14 protein-coding genes are annotated in these 19,043 nt (G+C 39.2%); 2 read left to right on the top strand and 12 right to left on the bottom strand.

Translation table 11 applies throughout. The annotated features are described in order from the left end of the window. Nucleotides 1-36 precede the first annotated feature (36 nt). The 3 genes from ABMA79_RS08810 to ABMA79_RS08800 form a co-directional block, all read right to left on the bottom strand. Nucleotides 37-555: a hypothetical protein gene (locus ABMA79_RS08810; RefSeq protein ID WP_392859628.1), complete on the bottom strand. Its 519-nt coding sequence runs from the start codon at nt 553-555 to the stop codon at nt 37-39. Nucleotides 556-730: 175 nt separating this feature from the next. Beyond that, a complete protein-coding gene (locus ABMA79_RS08805) occupies nt 731-961 on the bottom strand; it encodes a hypothetical protein (protein ID WP_392859627.1) in 231 nt (76 codons plus the stop codon). A gap of 84 nt (nt 962-1,045) precedes the next feature. After that, complete coding sequence (locus tag ABMA79_RS08800) at nt 1,046-1,507, bottom strand: ankyrin repeat domain-containing protein (RefSeq protein WP_393091911.1); 462 nt, start codon at nt 1,505-1,507, stop codon at nt 1,046-1,048. Between the two features lie 240 nt (nt 1,508-1,747). Here ABMA79_RS08800 and ABMA79_RS08795 point away from each other — a divergent pair, with 240 nt between their 5' ends. Together ABMA79_RS08795 and ABMA79_RS08790 are read left to right on the top strand one after the other, a co-directional pair. Then, complete coding sequence (locus tag ABMA79_RS08795; protein WP_392859621.1) at nt 1,748-2,641, top strand: hypothetical protein; 894 nt, start codon at nt 1,748-1,750, stop codon at nt 2,639-2,641. Between the two features lie 79 nt (nt 2,642-2,720). After that, entirely contained in the window at nt 2,721-3,233 is a 513-nt protein-coding gene (locus ABMA79_RS08790; RefSeq protein WP_392859620.1) for a DUF2391 family protein, read from the top strand. On the opposite strand, the gene ABMA79_RS08785 is transcribed toward ABMA79_RS08790, so the two are convergent. From ABMA79_RS08785 to ABMA79_RS08745, 9 genes are all read right to left on the bottom strand, one after another. Next, entirely contained in the window at nt 3,234-3,710 is a 477-nt protein-coding gene (locus ABMA79_RS08785; RefSeq protein ID WP_392859617.1) for a hypothetical protein, read from the bottom strand. Beyond that, entirely contained in the window at nt 3,703-6,819 is a 3,117-nt protein-coding gene (locus ABMA79_RS08780) for an efflux RND transporter permease subunit (protein ID WP_393091908.1), read from the bottom strand. Before ABMA79_RS08780 ends, ABMA79_RS08785 begins: the two co-directional genes overlap by 8 nt. Beyond that, the gene (locus tag ABMA79_RS08775) at nt 6,812-8,191 is read right to left on the bottom strand and encodes an efflux RND transporter periplasmic adaptor subunit (protein WP_393091905.1); all 1,380 of its coding nucleotides are present in this window, start codon (nt 8,189-8,191) and stop codon (nt 6,812-6,814) included. The genes ABMA79_RS08780 and ABMA79_RS08775 overlap by 8 nt, the downstream gene beginning before the upstream one ends. Continuing rightward, nucleotides 8,184-9,392, bottom strand: a complete 1,209-nt coding sequence (locus ABMA79_RS08770; RefSeq protein WP_393091902.1) for a TolC family protein — start codon at nt 9,390-9,392, stop codon at nt 8,184-8,186. The genes ABMA79_RS08775 and ABMA79_RS08770 overlap by 8 nt, the downstream gene beginning before the upstream one ends. An 8-nt stretch (nt 9,393-9,400) precedes the next feature. Beyond that, the gene (locus ABMA79_RS08765) at nt 9,401-9,682 is read right to left on the bottom strand and encodes a metal-sensitive transcriptional regulator (RefSeq protein ID WP_021267828.1); all 282 of its coding nucleotides are present in this window, start codon (nt 9,680-9,682) and stop codon (nt 9,401-9,403) included. Continuing rightward, nucleotides 9,679-11,877 (bottom strand): heavy metal translocating P-type ATPase, encoded by a 2,199-nt coding sequence (locus tag ABMA79_RS08760; protein WP_393091899.1) that lies wholly within the window; start codon nt 11,875-11,877, stop codon nt 9,679-9,681. The genes ABMA79_RS08765 and ABMA79_RS08760 overlap by 4 nt, the downstream gene beginning before the upstream one ends. A gap of 8 nt (nt 11,878-11,885) precedes the next feature. Further along, a complete protein-coding gene (locus ABMA79_RS08755) occupies nt 11,886-12,110 on the bottom strand; it encodes a heavy-metal-associated domain-containing protein (RefSeq protein ID WP_392859607.1) in 225 nt (74 codons plus the stop codon). Between the two features lie 170 nt (nt 12,111-12,280). Next, the gene (locus ABMA79_RS08750; protein ID WP_393091897.1) at nt 12,281-12,697 is read right to left on the bottom strand and encodes a hypothetical protein; all 417 of its coding nucleotides are present in this window, start codon (nt 12,695-12,697) and stop codon (nt 12,281-12,283) included. 146 nt (nt 12,698-12,843) lie between these two features. Beyond that, on the bottom strand, nt 12,844-18,996 hold the full coding sequence (locus tag ABMA79_RS08745; protein WP_393091894.1) for a tail fiber domain-containing protein: 6,153 nt from the start codon (nt 18,994-18,996) through the stop codon (nt 12,844-12,846). Between the last annotated feature and the right edge of the window lie 47 nt (nt 18,997-19,043).

The raw sequence follows: 19,043 nt of genomic DNA, 5'->3' as shown, positions 1-19,043 counted from the left end.
GAAGTTTATACTCCCCTGCTTAATATCAAGGATTTTTTATAGTTTCTTATAAACCATAAAATCGATACCAATATGTGTTGCCTCTGCTCCACAAACATCAGCGGCACCAGTAGCTGGAACCATGATCGTTGCGTGGTGAGGGTGCCCCCAGTAAAGATAGTCATTGTCTGCAAGTTGAGCATCAAGGATTGCCTTTCCTTCAGAGCAGTCAGCAGAAGCATTTACTTTTGAGAAAGCTCTTGAATCAACAAGTTCGATCGTCGAAGCAGCATTGTCAGCAAATAGAATTGAAGAGTAAGAACACTCAACACCATCTACATTTTCGAAAGTTGCCTTAATTAGAATATTATCAAGCGTGTAATCAGTAGAAAGCTTTTCAAATTTAACATTCATGTTGTTGTGAGTAGCTGGTGCGTTTGTGTAGTCAGTAAATGCTGCACATACGTAACCTTTATGCTTTGCAACCCATCTCTCACCTTCAAGAATTAGGTCAGAATTTGCGATAGCTGAAACTGATAGTAGTGATAATAAAGCTATAAGTGATTTTTTCATCATGTTTATTCTCCTTTAAGTTTATGAAGAATAAATATCTGAACGAGTTTGGCATGTCAAACTATTATCTACACATTTAAACAACTGATTGTTGATAGCGACATTTTTTGTAATAAATACATGAAATCTGGTGTAAATAGGCCCTATTTGGAGACTTAAATAGAGCCTATTATAAGATTTAGCGGATTGGATCGCGTCCTTCGATCTTACTAAGGATACGAGTTTCGCCAGATTTCTTATACTTTGACTTGAGGGAATTAGTAGAATGAACCATTTCATTCTCTAGATTTTGATGTGAGCTCACCTCTTGTGAATTATACTTATGTTCACAAAGGGACTCTGCTGATGCTGAAAAACTCATCATACTCGCACCAATAATTAGTGTCGTAAATAATGTGTGAACTTTCATATCCATCTCCTTTGATGATTGATTATCTGTTAATTCATCATCGCAACAAATGGGAGCGAAATAAAATATCGAGTCTTTATGACATCATAGAGATTTCCTATTAGGCCATGAAATAGACTTCATTCCATTTTTAACAAGGCCAAGGTAGCTCTTAATACGATTGTTTTGAAACTTGTGTTTTTCACCAATAAAAGAAATAACTTGTTTACGATTAAAGGCCATGGCCCAGTCATGAGCACTCATCCCGGAGTCATTTAATTCACCAAGCTTTGCACCATATTGAATGAGTAATTTTACGATTCTTAAGTTACCCTTTAGTGAAGCAAACATAAGAGCATTATTACCTAGGCCGTCTGTTGCCTTGGGATTGGCCCCTGCACTCAATAAAGTGTGACAGAAGTCAAAGTGTCCATATTGGGTAGCCTCAAGAAGAGGCGTATATCCTTTCTCATTAGTAACCTCTAAGTTGCACTCTTCATTCGTTAGTAAGAAAATACTTAACTCACCAACATCACCATTCTTGGCCCAATCAAAAATCTTAGACATAACTTCTCCTAATAGACAATTCTACGGAGAAGTCATCTCTTCTAAAAAGTGAAGAAGAGATAAATTTAATTAACTCCCTTAATGGTTATTTGGGTATTATTTGTTGATTTAAGCTATATTGGCGCTACATGCAAAAATCTTTCTTGTTGTTTATTAAGATTTTATTAAGAAATCCATTGATCTTTCACATCAGTCTTTAGACAATATTAGTCTATAAAAAAACATACACATGGAGTGATTATGAGAACAATTGTTAAAAGTTCAAAGTTACTTATGCTAATTCTAGCAGCTGCTATGACGGTTCAAACTCATGCTCAAGAAGAAGCAAAAAGTAAAAAAGATGGAGACATCGACAGTGAAATTACAAACGCAAGACTAAGAGCACAGTCTGGTTCAAAATCTGACTACAGCTTAAGTCTTTCACTAGGTTACAATGGTGGTACACTAGATGATATTTTTGGTGAAGAAAGACCAGATATCTATGGTGATCCAGAAACAGAAACGAAGACATCTTTTGGTGGTAGCTTCGCAGGTAGATACCGTTTCAACAAAAATGACAGTATGACAGTTGGTGCAGGTTTTTCTGTACTAAACCCATGGGGACACTCAGAAGGTAACGTTGATAACCCATACGTTGGTTACTCAAGAATTTACAAAATTGGTGACTTCCAAACTTCAACTTCAGCAGATATCACTTTTGGTACAGCAGAATCATATAAAGCTGTAGACCTTAAGCAAGTTGTTAGTGCATCTCACAACATGATGAAGCGTTTTGAAGGAACAAACCTAACGCTAGGTGCTTCAGTTTCTCTAAGTGCATACTTCTACGGTTCAGAGCCAGAAGTTGCGGTATCTAAAGATGCAATGACAGAACTTGCAGTTGGTTTCTACCCACAACTAGAGTACGTATTCAACGATACATTCTCATTTAGAACTGTATTTGGTTACTTTAACTACCAAAAGTCTAGAGGTGAAGATTCTAAACTTCTTAGAGCATACGAATACCAATCAGTTGGTGTTGGTATTTCTGTAACAAGAGATATCTACGTTTATCCAAACGTACAATTCCTTGCTGATGATATTGATTCAGATAAGACAAATTTTGCAATCTCTGCAGATATCAATATTCTTTAATAAATTTAAAGTATACTTAGGCCCGATTATTCGGGCCTTTTTTTTTGCTTAAAATTCAAAACCTCACTATAATTTCAGTATGGATGTTTTTAAAGGTTTAAAGAATACACATACTGAGATCAAACGAATCAATGGTTATCTGAAAGAAGTCGTTACCTTCTTAGATGATACTGGAAAACCCATTGGCCATGTTATCAACCCTCTTATGGTTGAGCTTCGATTACGCGATGTTTCACAGATATTTGTGGGGGCCTTTCTTGTCGCTTCGCCACTGTGCTTTACTGAAGAAGTCTGGAATCTAAGTGTTTCTCTTAAATTTGATAATATCTACTATCTACTAGCATCTTCAATTGTTATCGTGACGTGTTTTGTCTACTTTAACTTCTATCGTTTTAAGCTTAAGGGGAATATTGCTGAATTCGTTAAGAGGATTATTGCGATTTACTTAATCACAACTTCGAGTGTTGTTTTCATTCTATTCTTGATTGATAAATTCCCTGTCATGACCGACCCAGTACTTGCTTTTAAACGCACAGTCATTATTGCATTTCCAAGCATCTTTGGAGCGGCCATCACAGATTATTTAAAGTAATTAGAACTTAGTATCTTTTTGTCCGCAGTGAGGCATATTTGAAGCATATGGATTGTGAACCTTGTCCTGTTTTGACGAGTTTTGTACCCACTTCTTCTTTACCATTGGACATGAGTAAGCGTTATACTTCTCCCCTACATCATACGTATTAATGATATGAATAAGGGCCATTGAAACAAGGTGATAGTTCTGGTTATTATCAGCAGTTGAATTTGATGCCTTAATCTCAGAAAGCTTAGTTTTTGAGAAAGTTAAAAGTTTTTTAATTTTTTCATCGCTAATCTTATCAATTGCATTGGCAAGATCTTTTGCAGCTTTCTCAACCTTTGCACCATCGTAATCAAAGAAGCTTGCATGAAGGCCCTCATTTAGCTCAAGAACTTTTACAACTTCTTTCTTAGTGTTTTGTGCCATCTCAATACGTCCAGCGGCAAATAAATTAAAAGCAATCATACTTACAATAATAAATTTATTCATGTGTTTCTCCTTTAAGGTTCTTTTGTTCAAAATATGAATATGTAATAGGCACAACAAATAGTGTAATTAATTCGACGAGCATCCCTCCAAGCGTAGGAATCGCCATTGGTTTCATCACTTCACTTCCTGTACTTGTCGACCACATAATTGGAACTAAGGCCACTACTGTTGTCGTAGTCGTCATAACAAGCGGTCTAATACGTCTTGAACCAGCATTGACAATAACTTCCTTGAGTTCCCCCCAATTACTTGGCTTAATTGATTTAAACTCCTCTTGCAGATAAGTCATCATCACGACCCCATCATCAACAGCGATACCGAATAGAGCAATGAAACCAACCCATACGGCAACTGAAGTATTGAATCCTCCAATCCATAAAAGGATTAGACCACCTGCAAATGCAATTGGAACAGCACTGAAGACAATGGCCGCATTGCGAAGGTTTTTAATACCAAAGTAGATAATGATTAAATTAATAACGAGTGCTAATGGCACAAGAAGCATTAGGCGATTATTTGAGCGAACCTGATTTTCATATTGTCCGGCCCAGACAAGAGAGTATCCCTTAGGTAAGTCAACCTTTTCTTCGACGGCCTTCTTAGCTTCTTCAACAAAGCCAATAAGGTCACGATCTTGAACATTTAAAAGAACAAGTGAGCGTAACATCCCATCCTCAGACTGAATCATTGCAGGGCCTGTCACAACTTCGATCTTTGCAAGTTGCTCTAATGGAATATGTTGTCCAAGAGGACTTGGCACAAGAACTTTTTTAAGCTCATCAACACGGTCTCTTAGCTCTTTCTTATAACGAACACGTATTGGAAAACGCTGTCTCCCGTCGTAGAATTGACCAATTGTCATTCCCCCAACCGCAGTTTGAAGAATCTTATTAATCGTTCCCGTATTAATTCCGTAACGACTCGCGGCTACACGATCAATATCAAATTCAATATAAGGCTTACCAGTGATTTGCTGAGCATAGACACCACTTGCGCCTTTTATTCCCTCGAGAACGTGACCGATCTCTTGGCCTATCTTTTCTAGCTTCTCAAGATTATCACCAAAGACCTTTACACCAATTTGTGTTTTGATCCCAGTCGAAATCATGGCGATACGATTTTCAATTGGAAATAGCCATGCATTAACGAGTCCAGGTACTTGAAGCTGTTGATCAAGCTCGGCCATGATATCATAAATAGAAGTTCCACTAGGCCATTCATCTTGCGGAACAAGCTTAATCACTGTTTCAAACATGGCAACAGGTGCTGGGTCTAATGCAGTTTCAGCTCGTCCCAGTTTACCAATAGCACTTGCCACAAGTGGATGCTTAACGAGTTCCTTATCAGTATACGCCAATAATTCACGTGCCTTTGTCATCCCGACATCTGCTGTTGTTACAGGCATATAAAGAATTTCCCCCTCATTTAAAGAAGGCATAAATTCCTTACCAAGTTGAGAGTATGCAATACCACCAAGAATAAAAATGAGAGTTGGGAAGATCGCAAAGATCTTACGATTTTCAAGCATCCATCTTAGAACTGGCTGATAAGTATTTACAATTTTTAAACTTACAGGATTCTTCTCAATTGGTTTCAACTTTCCTTTTAAAAAGAAAACACTTAAGGCCGGAACAAGAATAATCGCTACGACAACAGAACCAAACATTGCCAAGGTCTTTGCCCAAGCAAGTGGTCCAAAGAGCTTCCCTTCACTTCCCTCGAGTCCAAAAACAGGAAGGAATGTCACAATCGTCGTTGCAACTGCTGTTAAAATCGCAGGTCCAACCTCTCGGGCCGCCTTCACAACGATCTCAACACGTTCAGACTTTGAGAGATCACGATCTTCATTAGCAAGACTAGAGTAGATATTCTCAGTCATGATAATACCCATATCGACCATAGAGCCGATGGCAATAACAAGACCTGATAAACTCATAACATTAGAATCAATGCCAATGAATTTCATAAGAATAAAACTTATCCCAACACCAAACGGAAGTGTTAACGAAACAAGAATCGACGACTTAAAGTGTAGCAAGAAGAGAAGGATCACAATAACAGTGATAAAGATCTCTTGTGCAAGAGCGGAGTAAACTGTTCCAATCGTTCTCTCAATAACTTCAGTTCGGTCATAGAAAGGACTGAACTCAACCCCTTTTGGAAGTCCTGCCTTAACAATATCAATTTTTTCTTTTACATTATCAATAACTTCTTTAGGGTTTTCACCAAAGCGCATGGTAACAATTCCACCAACGGCCTCTGTTCCATCCTTATCAAGGGCCCCACGACGAAATGCTGGCCCTGTCCCAACACTTGCCATATCTTTGATACGAATTGGAGTCTTATTCTTAACGGCCACAACAACATTTTCAATATCGGCCAGAGATTTAAAGAATCCTTTCCCACGTACAATGAATTCACGGTCACCATCTTCAATAACTTCGGCCCCGACATCGATATTACTATCTTGAATAGCTTGAATGATTGCCGTTAAGTGAATATCGTAGGCAATAAGTTTATTAGGGTCGACATCAATTTGATACTCTTTAACGAAACCACCAATACTAGCAACTTCACTAACACCCTCAACACTTTGCAGAAGATAGCGAACATAGAAGTCCTGAAGAGTTCTTAGCTCTTCTAATGAAAGTGGTTTGTCGCTATCAGGAGCATTATCAAGAGTATACATATACACTTGTCCAAGTCCTGTTGCATCAGGGCCCATGGCCGGATTTACACCATCAGGTAGTTCATTCTTAGCACTTGTAAGCTTTTCCAAAACACGTGATCTTGACCAATAGAAATCAACTTCATCATTGAAGATTACATATATTGTAGAAAAGCCGAAAGCAGACGTTCCGCGAATATTCTTAACACCTGGAATTCCCTGTAGCATGACACTCAATGGATAGGTAATTTGCTCTTCAATATCTTTTGGAGAACGACCTGCCCAATTAGTAAAAACGATTTGCTGGTTTTCACCAATATCAGGGATCGCATCAATTCGAGCAGTCGATAGACTGAAGACTGAAAGTAGAGCAACTAAGGTAAAGAGTAAAACTACTGTTACGCGATTTCGAATAGATAATTCAATAATATTCTTAATCATTAGTATGCCCTTGATGAGGATCAGATGTATTCATATCCTCATATCCACCAAAGAGTTGTGCTTGTGCATCAAGAAGGAAATTCCCCTCAATAACAACTTGATCACCATCCTTAAGACCTGCTTCAACTTCAACATAACCTTCCGACTCGTGACCAGTCTTAATAACGATAGACTTAAATTCTTTATCACTCACCTTAACCCAAGCAACCTTTCTCTTACCTGTGTCGATCACAGCAGAGCGAGGAATAACAAGAGGCATTCCCTCGAGCTCAAATGTGATTTGAGCGTTTGCAACCATACCAGGCTTAAGCTTGCCTTCTTCATTTTTGATCGTCGCACGTACTTTTAATGTACGTGATTGTTGATCTAGGACAGGGCTCACAAAATCAATCTCACCTGTTGTTGTTTTCCCAGGTATTGCAATAAATTCTAGTTCAACTTTTTGTCCTAGCTGCACAAGAGCAGAGTCTTGTTCGTATACATCTAGCTCTACCCAGACATCACTTAAATTTGAGAGTTCAAAGAAGTTTTGCCCTTCTTTAAAGTATGTACCAACAGTTGCACTTCTCTTTTGTACAATACCTGTTGCAGGTGAAAAGATTGTGATCTTATTTGGAACCGCACCTTTCTTGGCCCAAGCTTCGTATTGTTCTTTCTTGATTCCCCAAAGTTCTAGCCTCTCCTGACTTTGCTTATAAAGATCACGAAATTCACGTCCTCTATTTTTCAGGTAAGTCTTACGAGCAAGAATATATTCCTCACCAGCAGTAATTAATTTTGGACTATAGATATCAACAACAGGATCACCAGTTTTCACAAAACTCCCTGTTGATTTGACATAGACTTTTTCCACTCGTCCATCGATACGAGCAGGGATATTACTCTCTTTCTCTTCAGACTGAAGGACTTGACCAAGAAGTCTAATCTTCTTTGTCATCTTCATCGTCGTTACAGGAAAGTATGAAGGTGAAAAATGTTTTAACTGAGACTTTCTAAGCTTCACACTAGCGACAACCTTGGCAGCATTTTCTTTTCGTGTGTTAACTTTAACCATTGGAGTTCCATCCATTGGACATACGTCTTCTTTTTCACTTGTTACATCTGGAAAATCTGCACAACGCCAAAGCTCCTTCTCTGGCTCTGTTTGTGTCATTGTCGAGTGATCATGGTCATCCTCGACTTCAACCTTTGTCAGGTTCATATGACAGATTGGACATTTCCCAGGCTTATCCTCTTTAATTTGAGGGTGCATCGAGCATGTATAGTATGTTTTCACCTTAGATTCGCTTTGTGTACTCACATCTTCCTTTGGTGAGCACGCAACAAACCCAAGAAGAGTTGAGAATGCAATAATTTTAAGTAACTTATTCATAGAGAGACTCTCCAAGAGTATATTTATAATCAACCTTAGAAGTTGCTAATTGAGCTTCTAACATCACCTTTTTTAATAATATTGTTTGTAGTCTTAATTCACTTTGTAAGAGTTCAACGTAAGAACTATTCCCACGGCCATATGATTTTGAAGTAATCGAACGTGAGTTCTTTGCAAAATTCACAGATTTTTTCGTAATGATTTCTAATTCAGATTTTAATTTTTCGATATTATCTTGAATGATATTTAAATCACGACTCTTTTTAAGTTTATAATCCTCAAGCTTTTTAGTCGCAGCATAGCGATTGGCCACGGCCGCTCCCTTAGCGCCTCTCTTGTCATCTGAGACAGGGATTGGAAACGTAATCTGAGCACCGATAAAGTCACCATTATTGTCGATTTCATCTGATCGAAATGTATAACCAAGAGAAACAGTGATATCTGGGATATAAGCAAGACTTGCTTGTTCGACAGCAAACTCTCCAGCGATCTTTCCTTCTTCAAGTGCCTTTAAACGGTTATCCTTAATCACTTCTTCATTCTTGGTTTTTTCTAATAAACGCCAAGGAACGCTTTTGTAATCGAAGCGTGCTGCTTGATCACCTAGTAAGTATTCAAGCTGGGCCTTATTCTGTTTTAGCTCAAATGTTTTATTACTAAACTCACTTTCAATTTCTGACTTTCTAATTTGAATATCAAGTAGGGCCTGTTGAGTGATTCGTCCATTAGAGTAAAGCTTCTTACTTACCTTTAGGATATTATTAATCCAAGCAAGGTTTTCTTTAAGGATAAAGAGTTCATTTTCAATTTTTCGATTTCCAATGACATTTCCCCACAACGCCTTAACCAATGCCTGCTCATAATCTAGTGCCGAATAATTCATCGCTCTTGCTTGAGCATTGACGCTTTCAGATGCCTTTCCATACTTATTTGAAAGGGCAATCTTTTGAGAAATTCCAAGCTCTAGCCCCGTCATTGGAGTTTGGTTATAATCCAATGTTTCAACAGGAAAGTTCTTTGCAGCAACTTTAAACATTGGGTCACCCCAAGAGCTTTTCTGTTTTGAAGATTCAACAAGAGACTTAGCACTCCCTTTAATTGCTTCAACACTATTATGTTTACTCAACTGCCCTACTGCCTGTTTAAAAGAAAAGGCCATTGAGCATGTGGAAATGAAAGTAACTAAAGCTAATTTAAGCATAATAAAACCTACGACTTTGCTGATTTTTTTAAAAGTTCCATAATCTCACTGATTTTCTCTTCAGAATCTTTTTCTGAGCCAGACTTTATGGCCTTCATGACACAGCTATTTAGGTGAGATTCTAGAATCACGTGTTCAAGGCCTTTAAGAGCACTTCTAATCGACTTGATCTGAGTCAGAATATCCACACAGTACTTGCCATCTTCAATCATATTCTTAATGCCACGTACTTGCCCTTCAATGCGATTGACTCTTGTTAGAGTAGCTTTGTGATCTGGGTGTTTACTCATATTAACTTCCTTATTCTTAAACTATTTGAAACGACTGAAATACTACTTAACCCCATGGCCACACTTGCAAGAACTGGAGGCATTGTTGGACCTCCAAAAATAACAAGGACACCGGCCGCAACAGGTATAAGTAGAGTGTTATAAATCATTGATAAAAAGAGGTTTTGCTTGATGATCTTCATTGTCCCTTTAGCAAGTTCAATGAATTCTACGGCCTTTGCGATATCCCCTTTAACAATTGTCACATCTGATGCACTAATCGCAACATCTGTTCCTGTTCCCATCGCCATTGACAAGTCTGCTTTAGCAAGCGCAGGAGCATCGTTAATTCCATCACCAATCATGGCGACTTTTCGGCCTTCTTTTTGTAAGCGCTCAATTTGTGATGCCTTCCCAAGAGGAAGGGCTCTCGCGATAAAGTGGTCGACACCAACCTCTTCGCTTACACTCTTAGCGACAATTTCATTGTCACCTGTAATCATCCAAGTCTCAATTCCCAGTGACTTAAAGTGATCAATTGCCTCTTTTGCACTAGGTTTAATCTCATCACCAACAATAAGAGTTGCGACATGCTCTTTATTTCGAGCAACAAAAATATAACTTCCTACTTTCTCTGACTCTAAATCAATATCTCTTTTGATACGTAAGTCATCTAATAAGGATTCATTTCCAATATGATATTCAAGATCATCAATCTCAGCGATAATTCCTTTCCCCTTAATAACTTCAAAGCTATCTGGTTCGCTTAACTCAGCACCCTCTTCATTTGCATAATTAAGAACTGCTTTTGCGAGTGGGTGTTCAGAGAATTGTTCAATTGATGCAAGATGAGTAAGTACCATCTTACTATCTTCACCCTCTTTATAAAGAGAATCGATTACTGAAGGACGGCCAAAAGTAATCGTTCCTGTTTTATCAAAAATCACCGTGTCAATTTCAACCGCTTTTTCAATAACTTCACCACCACCAATAAGGAGACCTTTTAAAGATGCTCGACCTGTTGAAACAACAACTGCCGTTGGAGTCGCAAGCCCAAGAGCACAAGGACAAGCAATAACAAGTACTGCAATAAAGTTCGAAATCGAGTTCCCCCACCTTGGTTCTCCTCCATAGAAGTACCAAGCAAGAAAAGTTATAACAGCGATAACAATAACCACAGGAGTGAAGACTCCACTAATTTTATCTGCATATTTTTGAATATTTGGTTTAGAAGACTGGGCCTCTTCAACGAACTTAATAATTTGTGAAAGGAAAGTATCGCTACCAACTTTTGTGGCCTTATAATCAATAACGTGATCTCCATTGATTGTTCCAGCAAAGACTTGCTCTCCTTCACCTTTCTTAACAGGTAGAGGTTCTCCTGAGATCATTGATTCATCAATGGCACTACTACCTTTGATAATCTTTCCATCAACTGCAAATTTTTCACCAGGACGAACTCTAAGAGTATCACCGGCCTCTACTTCACTAATGGCAACTTCAACAAATGAGTCCCCCTTTAGAATCGTTGCTTTCTTTGCCGATAATTTAAAGAGATCATTTAGAGCTTCTTTTGTTTTCTTCTTCGCTCTTTCTTCAAAATACTGTCCAAGGAAGACAAAAGAAGTAATGAAACCAACGGCCTCAAAATACACTCTCGTCGTCAATCCAAGATCACGACTTAGATCTGTAAAAAGAGTGATAAAAACACTATAAAGGAATGCTGCAGTTGTCCCAAGCCCAATAAGAGTATTCATATTGGAACGACCACTTCTTAGAAATTGTAGAAGTGAGCGTTGGAACTTTAAACCAATCCATGCCCAAATAGGTGTCGTTAAAACTAACTGAATATACCAATTGGCCTTCTTTGAAGGCCATCCCTTAAGAGGTCCCATCTCAAACATAAAGACCGCAATCGCAAGACTCATTCCGATAACAAACTTATGAAAATTATCCTTTTCAATAGATTTGGCCGGTTCTGAATCACTTAGTTCTTCCTCTTCAGATTGGATTGTATAACCAAGTTCAACGATTTTATTTTCAATATCATCTAAGACACTCTTATTCTCAAATTCAAAGTGTCCACTTTCAATTGCATAATTTACACTTGAAAGTTTAACACCATCAATTTTTGAAACTTCATTTTCAATTGAAGCTGCACAACTAGCGCAGCTCATACCTGAAATTTTTAGGTTTACACTATTTTGTGTTTCCACTCAGTCTCCTAAGCCTCAAGTTTTTTCATGCTTGTTACAGGGAATCCGATTTCCCCTAGCATTGACTTGATTTGCATATTTGAAAAACCTTGCTCTCCACTAACAAGAACTTCTTGGTTTTCGATATCAACATTTATATTTGTCACTCCTGAAAGATCCTTTAGTTGCTTTTCAACCTTACCTACACATCCTCCACACTTAATTCCACTGACAACAAATTTAACTGTTTTCACTTCATCTCTCCTCTCTATGAACAACAAAACCATATACCCCTATAGGGTATACTAGAATATTACGCTCCTCCTAAAAATAAAGCAATTAAAGATTTGTTAATTGACATAGAAATGACAAAGGCCCTAAGAAGAGGGCCCCTAAGTATCTGAATTAATTAATGGAGAGATATTTATTTCTTATTTGGCAGCTTTGGCCCAACAAAGCGGTCATCGTTATAGACCATATCAACACTTGAAGGGCCGCGTACCTCTTCCACGCTCTTATGTGCTATTAGGGCCACGATCATATCATCAGGCTTCATTTGGTCAAAGATATGGCCAACAATAGACTTTCTCAGCTTTTCATCATCCTCACAACAGATAAGCTCCCTAATACTAGGGGAAATAACTTCACTTATTTTAGCTTGGATAACGGTTTCCTCCTGAATGGGACCCACAAAGTCTTGGCCATACTCCTGAACTTCTAAGCAGCGAACCTGTGCAACTTCGCTACAACGTAATAAGCTATCAAGTTGAGAACCTTGGGCGAAGCCAATTGTTGAATATATTAGTGCAAAATAGAGAATTGCGAATTTTAACAAGATCATGCTCCCTCCTGGCCAACGTACTACTAATAAAGTTAGCAAGATGATCAATAATCTATATTGTAGCCTTCTTTTGAAAATCAATAAGATAAGATTCTAACTTACTGAAATCTCAATACTAACGTTAACATGTTAACAATAATTTTTGACTAGTTTTTCGGGCAAAGTGGCATATCAGGATCTTTCTGACAGAGGTAGGCCTTGAGAATCTCATTCTCTTCTTTAAGTGTTTCAACTTGCTCTTCTAAGGATGCTACTCGACGAGAAATCCCTTCTTGCATAAGACTAAGCATACGCTTATTTTCTTCAATCTGATTTTGCTGCTCTTTTGTCGCATTAATAAGTGCCAAGAAGATTGGATCGTTATCGACAGTTAGATAATCATCAGTTGTTTTTCTAACAGCTTCTGGAATCACTTTTTGAATATCCTGAGCGATAAAACCAGAGTGTTCTCTTTCATTGAGAATACCAAGAGCGTTATTATCTTTATAACGATACTTAATTGTATCAATGGCCATAATAGCATCTAGGCCATAAGTGAATTCACCTGTTAAATCTTTTAGACGAGCATCTGAATAAGTTGCCCAAGAACCACCACCTGGTTTTGCGGCCGTTCCGTTAACCACAAGTCTTTCTCCATTAAGAGCAAGATGAGTACCTGGATCAAGTCCAATACCTACCCCACGATAATTTGTATCAGTCCCAATATCTGGTTGAAGATGGAGTGTTGAAAAATTTGTCCCATAGACGTCTACTGATGAATGTCTAGCAAGAATCCAAGAACGTCTTGCATTAAGGGTACCAGCGACTCCTATTTCTAAACCATTATTATGATTAGTAAATTTTGCGACAACGTCACCATGAGTTGTATCAGTTGGCCATGTTGTCGAAGTTGATTGGCCATGTACTCTTAATGGTGCATCAGCAGACTTTGTTCCGACTCCAACATAACCCTGCTCGTTTGCGTGAATGGCAATTTTTCCTGCTGTATCTTCAGGACGTCCTGTAACAACATTGAAGCTTAATGCGTGAGATTGAAGCTCTGTTACAGTTAAGTCATTTCCTGTTGATGATAAATTCGTCCAAGAGTTAATATTAGTCTTTGCTTCAATGACAACAACTAAACTTAGGGACGCTGGCATTCCACAAGAGGCAGAAGGCTTTATGGCACGTACTCTAAATTGCGGACTGTTACCATTACCATTTACGTCGAGAGTAAAACACTTGCCATTACTACCATACCCTGCTTCGGAACGATGAAGAATTTCTTGCCAAGGCGAATCATCTGAATGCCCTGTCGCAAATTCATAAAGATGACTTTCCGTCCAATTCCCACGAGTTCCAGAAATGTTAACCGACCATCCAGTCGCAGCACCTGCTGCAATAGGAGCGGCTTGAACGACTTCGATATAATCACCTTCGGCCCATCCGTCTGAAAAAGTTATTGTTTCAACATAGCGCTGCTTACCTAAGATTTGGCCATCAACTCTTAAGTCACCCGCAACATGTAACTTATCAGTTGGAGCTGTCGTTCCAATCCCAACATTACCAATGGCCGGATTTAAAAGAAGATCGTGTACTGCTGCCCCTGAAGATTGAGTTTGAATAATCTTCTTTCCGGCAGAATCGATATAAACATCAAGGTACTCATCATTTGTCCCATCACTATTCTTATCAGCAATTAGTCGAATACCTTCATAATTATCAGCGACTCCACTTTGCTGAATTGAAAGACGAGCAGAAGGAGCAGTCGTTCCCATACCAATCTTTCCTGATGCATGATCCACAACAAGACTCTTACTACCCGCAAGATCTTCTTTTTGCCCCGTAAATATTTTTACATTTCTTAGATTTGCATTTGCTCTAATTTTAAAATTTGAAAGCGGTAAGCTTCCTGTATCCACAGCACCGCTTGATTGGGTAAAAGCACCATTAGGCTTTGTTATCTTCCACGTGATAATATTATTAGTAATATTCACATGACCTTTTAGACCCTTCTGGCCTGAAACATAGGTATGTCCAACATTTCCAAGGACAGTTGAAGCACCAGCGATTGTCTTTCTAATCGTCTGCTCATTATCACTTTCATGTGAAACACGGTAGTAATTATTGCTGTCTAAACCAAATTGAAATGGATCAGAGCCCGTACTATCAAAATCAAATGTAATATTAATCCCAGTGGCCGAAGCACCAGCAGAAAAGTCGTAAGTCGTATTACTCCACTCACTAGCTGCAACAAGAAACATTGGGTCAACTGATTGGACACTTGTTCCCTTAATTGTTCCCACGACATCTAATGTCGTAGTTGGTGTTGTTGTTCCAATCCCTACCTTCCCAACACTCTCTGCAAGGATGACATCACCATCACCTTGTAAAATCATCGAACTTCCTGCACCAGCATCAGAAACATCAAATGTAGCATTCCCACCATCAATTCCAATAACAAGATGCTCATTAGTTCCACCTTGATCTGTATCCGTTAATCTAAATGTTGGAGCAGTTGAAGCGACATTTAATAGTGAACCAGGAGTAGCTGTTCCGATACCAACATTACCTGAGTTATCAACTGTCATCTTAGTTGTACCACCAGTTTCAAAATTAATAGCTCCAGTTCCGTTGACATCAGTATCAGCAGAGATTGTATTATCTGCAATATTAGAAGATGATGACGAGTTAACTCCCGTTAAGCTAGAACCATCACCAATAAATGCCGTGGCCTTTACGTTTCCACTAACTTCTAATTTTTCACTTGGAGTCGTTGTTCCAAGACCGAGGTTGCCTGCTTTTGTATAATAAAGGCTTCCACGAATTCGAGAATACTCTTTAACATTTAAAACAGCTGTTAAATCAGCATCGTCTTCATTAATAAACTTAAAGGCATCAGCATCTGCTTGAGATCGAAAACCTTGGAATCCAATATTGTTAGCATGAAAGGTACTGTCCGCATCGTAGCGTAGCGCCCACCATGTTTCACCCTTATAAGTAATTTCGGCCAAAGCAATCTTTGCATCGACACGATAAGCATTTGTGATCTCTCCTACATCTGTATAAACAGAAGATGTATCAATCACAACATCAACAAAGTAAGGACGAGGGATGGCCGTCGCACTCCCACGATGTCCGTAGATACGTCCATAGACTTTGTCTTCACTAGATGACTTAGCAAGTAAGAAGTACGAAAGATTAGTATAATTGTAATTAGCGTAAGTGACCTGCTCACTTGTATAAAAACCAGAAAACTCTGCATCACCATCAACTGATAATTTTGCAGTTGGTGCAGTTAGACCAATTCCGACATTTCCGGTTTCATCAATTGTCATTCTCGTAATATTATTTGTTCTTAGTCCATACTTATGATTAGTCATGGCACCAGAGAAAGCTTCTCCTGCGATGCTTGTTCCCATTGCAAATTCGATATCATTTGCTACATCTCGACCACCATAGAATGCTCCACCACTTCCTTGCACCATAACCATTCGATCAGCGGCAATACCAACAGTCGCCGAGGCTTCAGGCGTAATTCCAGGTTCTTGAAATAAAGCGATAAAATCATTTCCGTCGACTGCATCATCAGCAACAACATGAAGTTTTCTTGTAGGAGATGCTGTACCAATTCCAACATTGCCACCAGTGTATGAAATATCACTTCCACTAGTCGCCCACTGAGTCGCGCGATCATCAACATAAGTCTTTATCGAACTAACCGATGGCGCTTGACCCGTTTCTGTTCCGGCCATTGAATTGATAACAAGATTTGAATTTGCAGCAATGGAAGTCGAATGAGCATTTAATTGCCCTTGAACTTTTCCAAATGCTTCTAAGATTGTATCAGTTGCCGCAACACTTGAAGCGGCACCAGTTGAGAAGCCAGTTAGAGCAACATCAACTGCAGGGTTATAATTAATAATTGAATCAGCAAGCTTATCTCCTGCTCCAACTTGAGCAATCTTGCCGTTTGTTGTCCCCACATCAACCGCAAGAGTTCCAGTTGAAGTAATGGTTCCACCAGTAAGACCTGTTCCACCAGCAACAGAAGTTACCGTTCCTCCACTTCCAGTAGGCCATGATGTACGACAATCACCACCAATACAAAGCTCTGTCCCTTTTACTCTTCCGACAACTTCAAGCATTTCAGATGGGTTTGTTGTTCCAATACCGACACGTCCATTAGAGTTTGTCGTTAGAACTTTACTCCATCCAGACCAAACACCACTATAGCGATAACGTAAGTACATATCCGTTCCATTATAAGGAATCGCATATTGGGTCATATTCCCATTACCATTTTTAGAATTATACTCATATGAGAATGGGTGGAAGTAGTATGAAGGCCCTGGCCCATTTGGCGCATCCCCCATTAAAAGGGTGTAACCACTTCCTGGCCTTGCATTACTAGCATCATCCCAGTCAAGAACTCCAGAAGTCGTTCTTGCACCAAAACCACCAGTGATTTGTCCATCAACTTCAAGTGCTGTTATTGGCGAAGTTGTTCCAATACCAACTCGTCCGCTATCAAAGTAGATATCACTTGCAGAATTTGTCCACTGAGATTGATTAACACCAGCAATTTCAGTTGTGACATAATTTTTCATGGCATCCACTGAAGCAGCTTGTCCAGTTTCATTTCCTGCCGTCGAGTTAATAACTAAAGTAGAATTCCCAGCAATAGAAGTAGCATGAGCATCTAACTGACCCTGAATTTTCCCAAAGGCTTCTAAAATCGTATCTGTTGCCACGACACTAGAAGCAGCTCCTGTTGCATATCCAGTCAAGGCAACATCAAGTGCAGGATTATAATTAATAATTGAATCCGCTAGCTTATCCCCTGCTCCAACTTGAGCAATCTTGCCATTTGTTGTTCCCACATCAACAGCAAGAGTTCCTGAAGAAGTAATAGTTCCACCAGTAAGCCCCGTGCCACCAGTGACAGATGTAACGGTTCCTGCATTTCCTGTTGGCCAAGCTGTACGACAGTCGGCCCCAATACAAACTCCTGTTGCTTTGATATTGCCATCAACTTCTAATTTTTGCGTTGGCGCTAAAACACCAATACCTACTCGCCCAGCATTTGTTACTGCTAAACTTTCAATTTGAGTTGCATCCACATCACTTACAATTCTTAGTGAGTGATAGGCATTATTAACACCTTCGTTTGCAATGAGAAGACCCGACATATTAGAAAGATTTGTAAGACTTGAGATATCAGCATCAGTTGCACCAAAGCGCATGACACTTAAGTCATTGGCAGAACCCACAACATGTAATGGACCCATCGGAGTATTTGTTCCAACACCAACATAGCCAGTGTTAAAATAAATATCCAGTCCAGAATCTGTCCACTGCGAAGATGTGATCCCTCCAGTCTGTGAAGTCACATAAGTTTTAACAGCATTTACAGAAGGAGCAATTGTCGTTTGCACCCCACTCATATCATCAATTACTTTCGCATCTGCAATTGCCCCGGCCGTTGTATCAACATAAGTCTTAACAATATTCTCTGCTGCAACAGCAGAAGTCGTTCCAAGAGGGCCAGCACTATTAACAGTTAGGCCAACATCATTTGGAGTTGCCCCTGTCTTGTTAATCTTTGACCAAGAAATCGCTGCGTTCGTATTGATATCAGCATCCACAATTAAATTATCTTGAATATCACTTGCCGTTGTTGAAGGAGGAGTCGTTGTTCCTCCAGTTACTCGTCCATAGTCGTCAACAGTTACAGAATAATATGTATCCCCTGTCACAACAGTTGGTAGACCAATCACTCCCGCATTATTCACAAGAGTTGAGTCAACAGCAACTGCTGCTGTTTGATCCACACACTCAAGTTCATTTGAAGCATTTACTGATACAACTTGTCCAGGAGAGCAAGTAGCTGCGACAACTAAATTTTCTGCCACCGCTGCGTGATTGGCGTAAACAGAAATTGGAGTCGCTAGAATATTTTGAAAGTCATAGACAACTGGATTCATTGCATCCGTTATGTCTGTTACCTGAATCACTAAAGTTTCATTTGTTGGGATACCATCGATCACTGTAGCAATACCTGAAAAGTCTAACTCGACAGTATAGATTCCGTTTGAAAGTGGAACCGCATTGATTGTCTCAGTTCCCCTATTAACTCCAATCGAGCCAGAGTAATAGAGATCAAATTTAAGATCAGGAGTTCCTGTTACCGGTGTGCCATTTGTTTGCACAAGACGGCCAGAGTAACCAAGCTTAGTCGTCGATGCAATAGCACTTAGGTTTAAGAATATCCCTAAACAAATTGCTAAAATAAATGTTAATTTTCGACTAACGTACAACCAAGATCCCCTGTTAATACAGTGGCTTATCGTCAGTATAGAATGGT

The organism is Halobacteriovorax sp. HFRX-2_2, assembly GCF_043196705.1.
Lineage (GTDB): Bacteria > Bdellovibrionota > Bacteriovoracia > Bacteriovoracales > Bacteriovoracaceae > Halobacteriovorax_A.
Note: the sequence above shows the minus strand (reverse complement) of the source record. Positions and strands in the feature narration are given on the sequence as shown.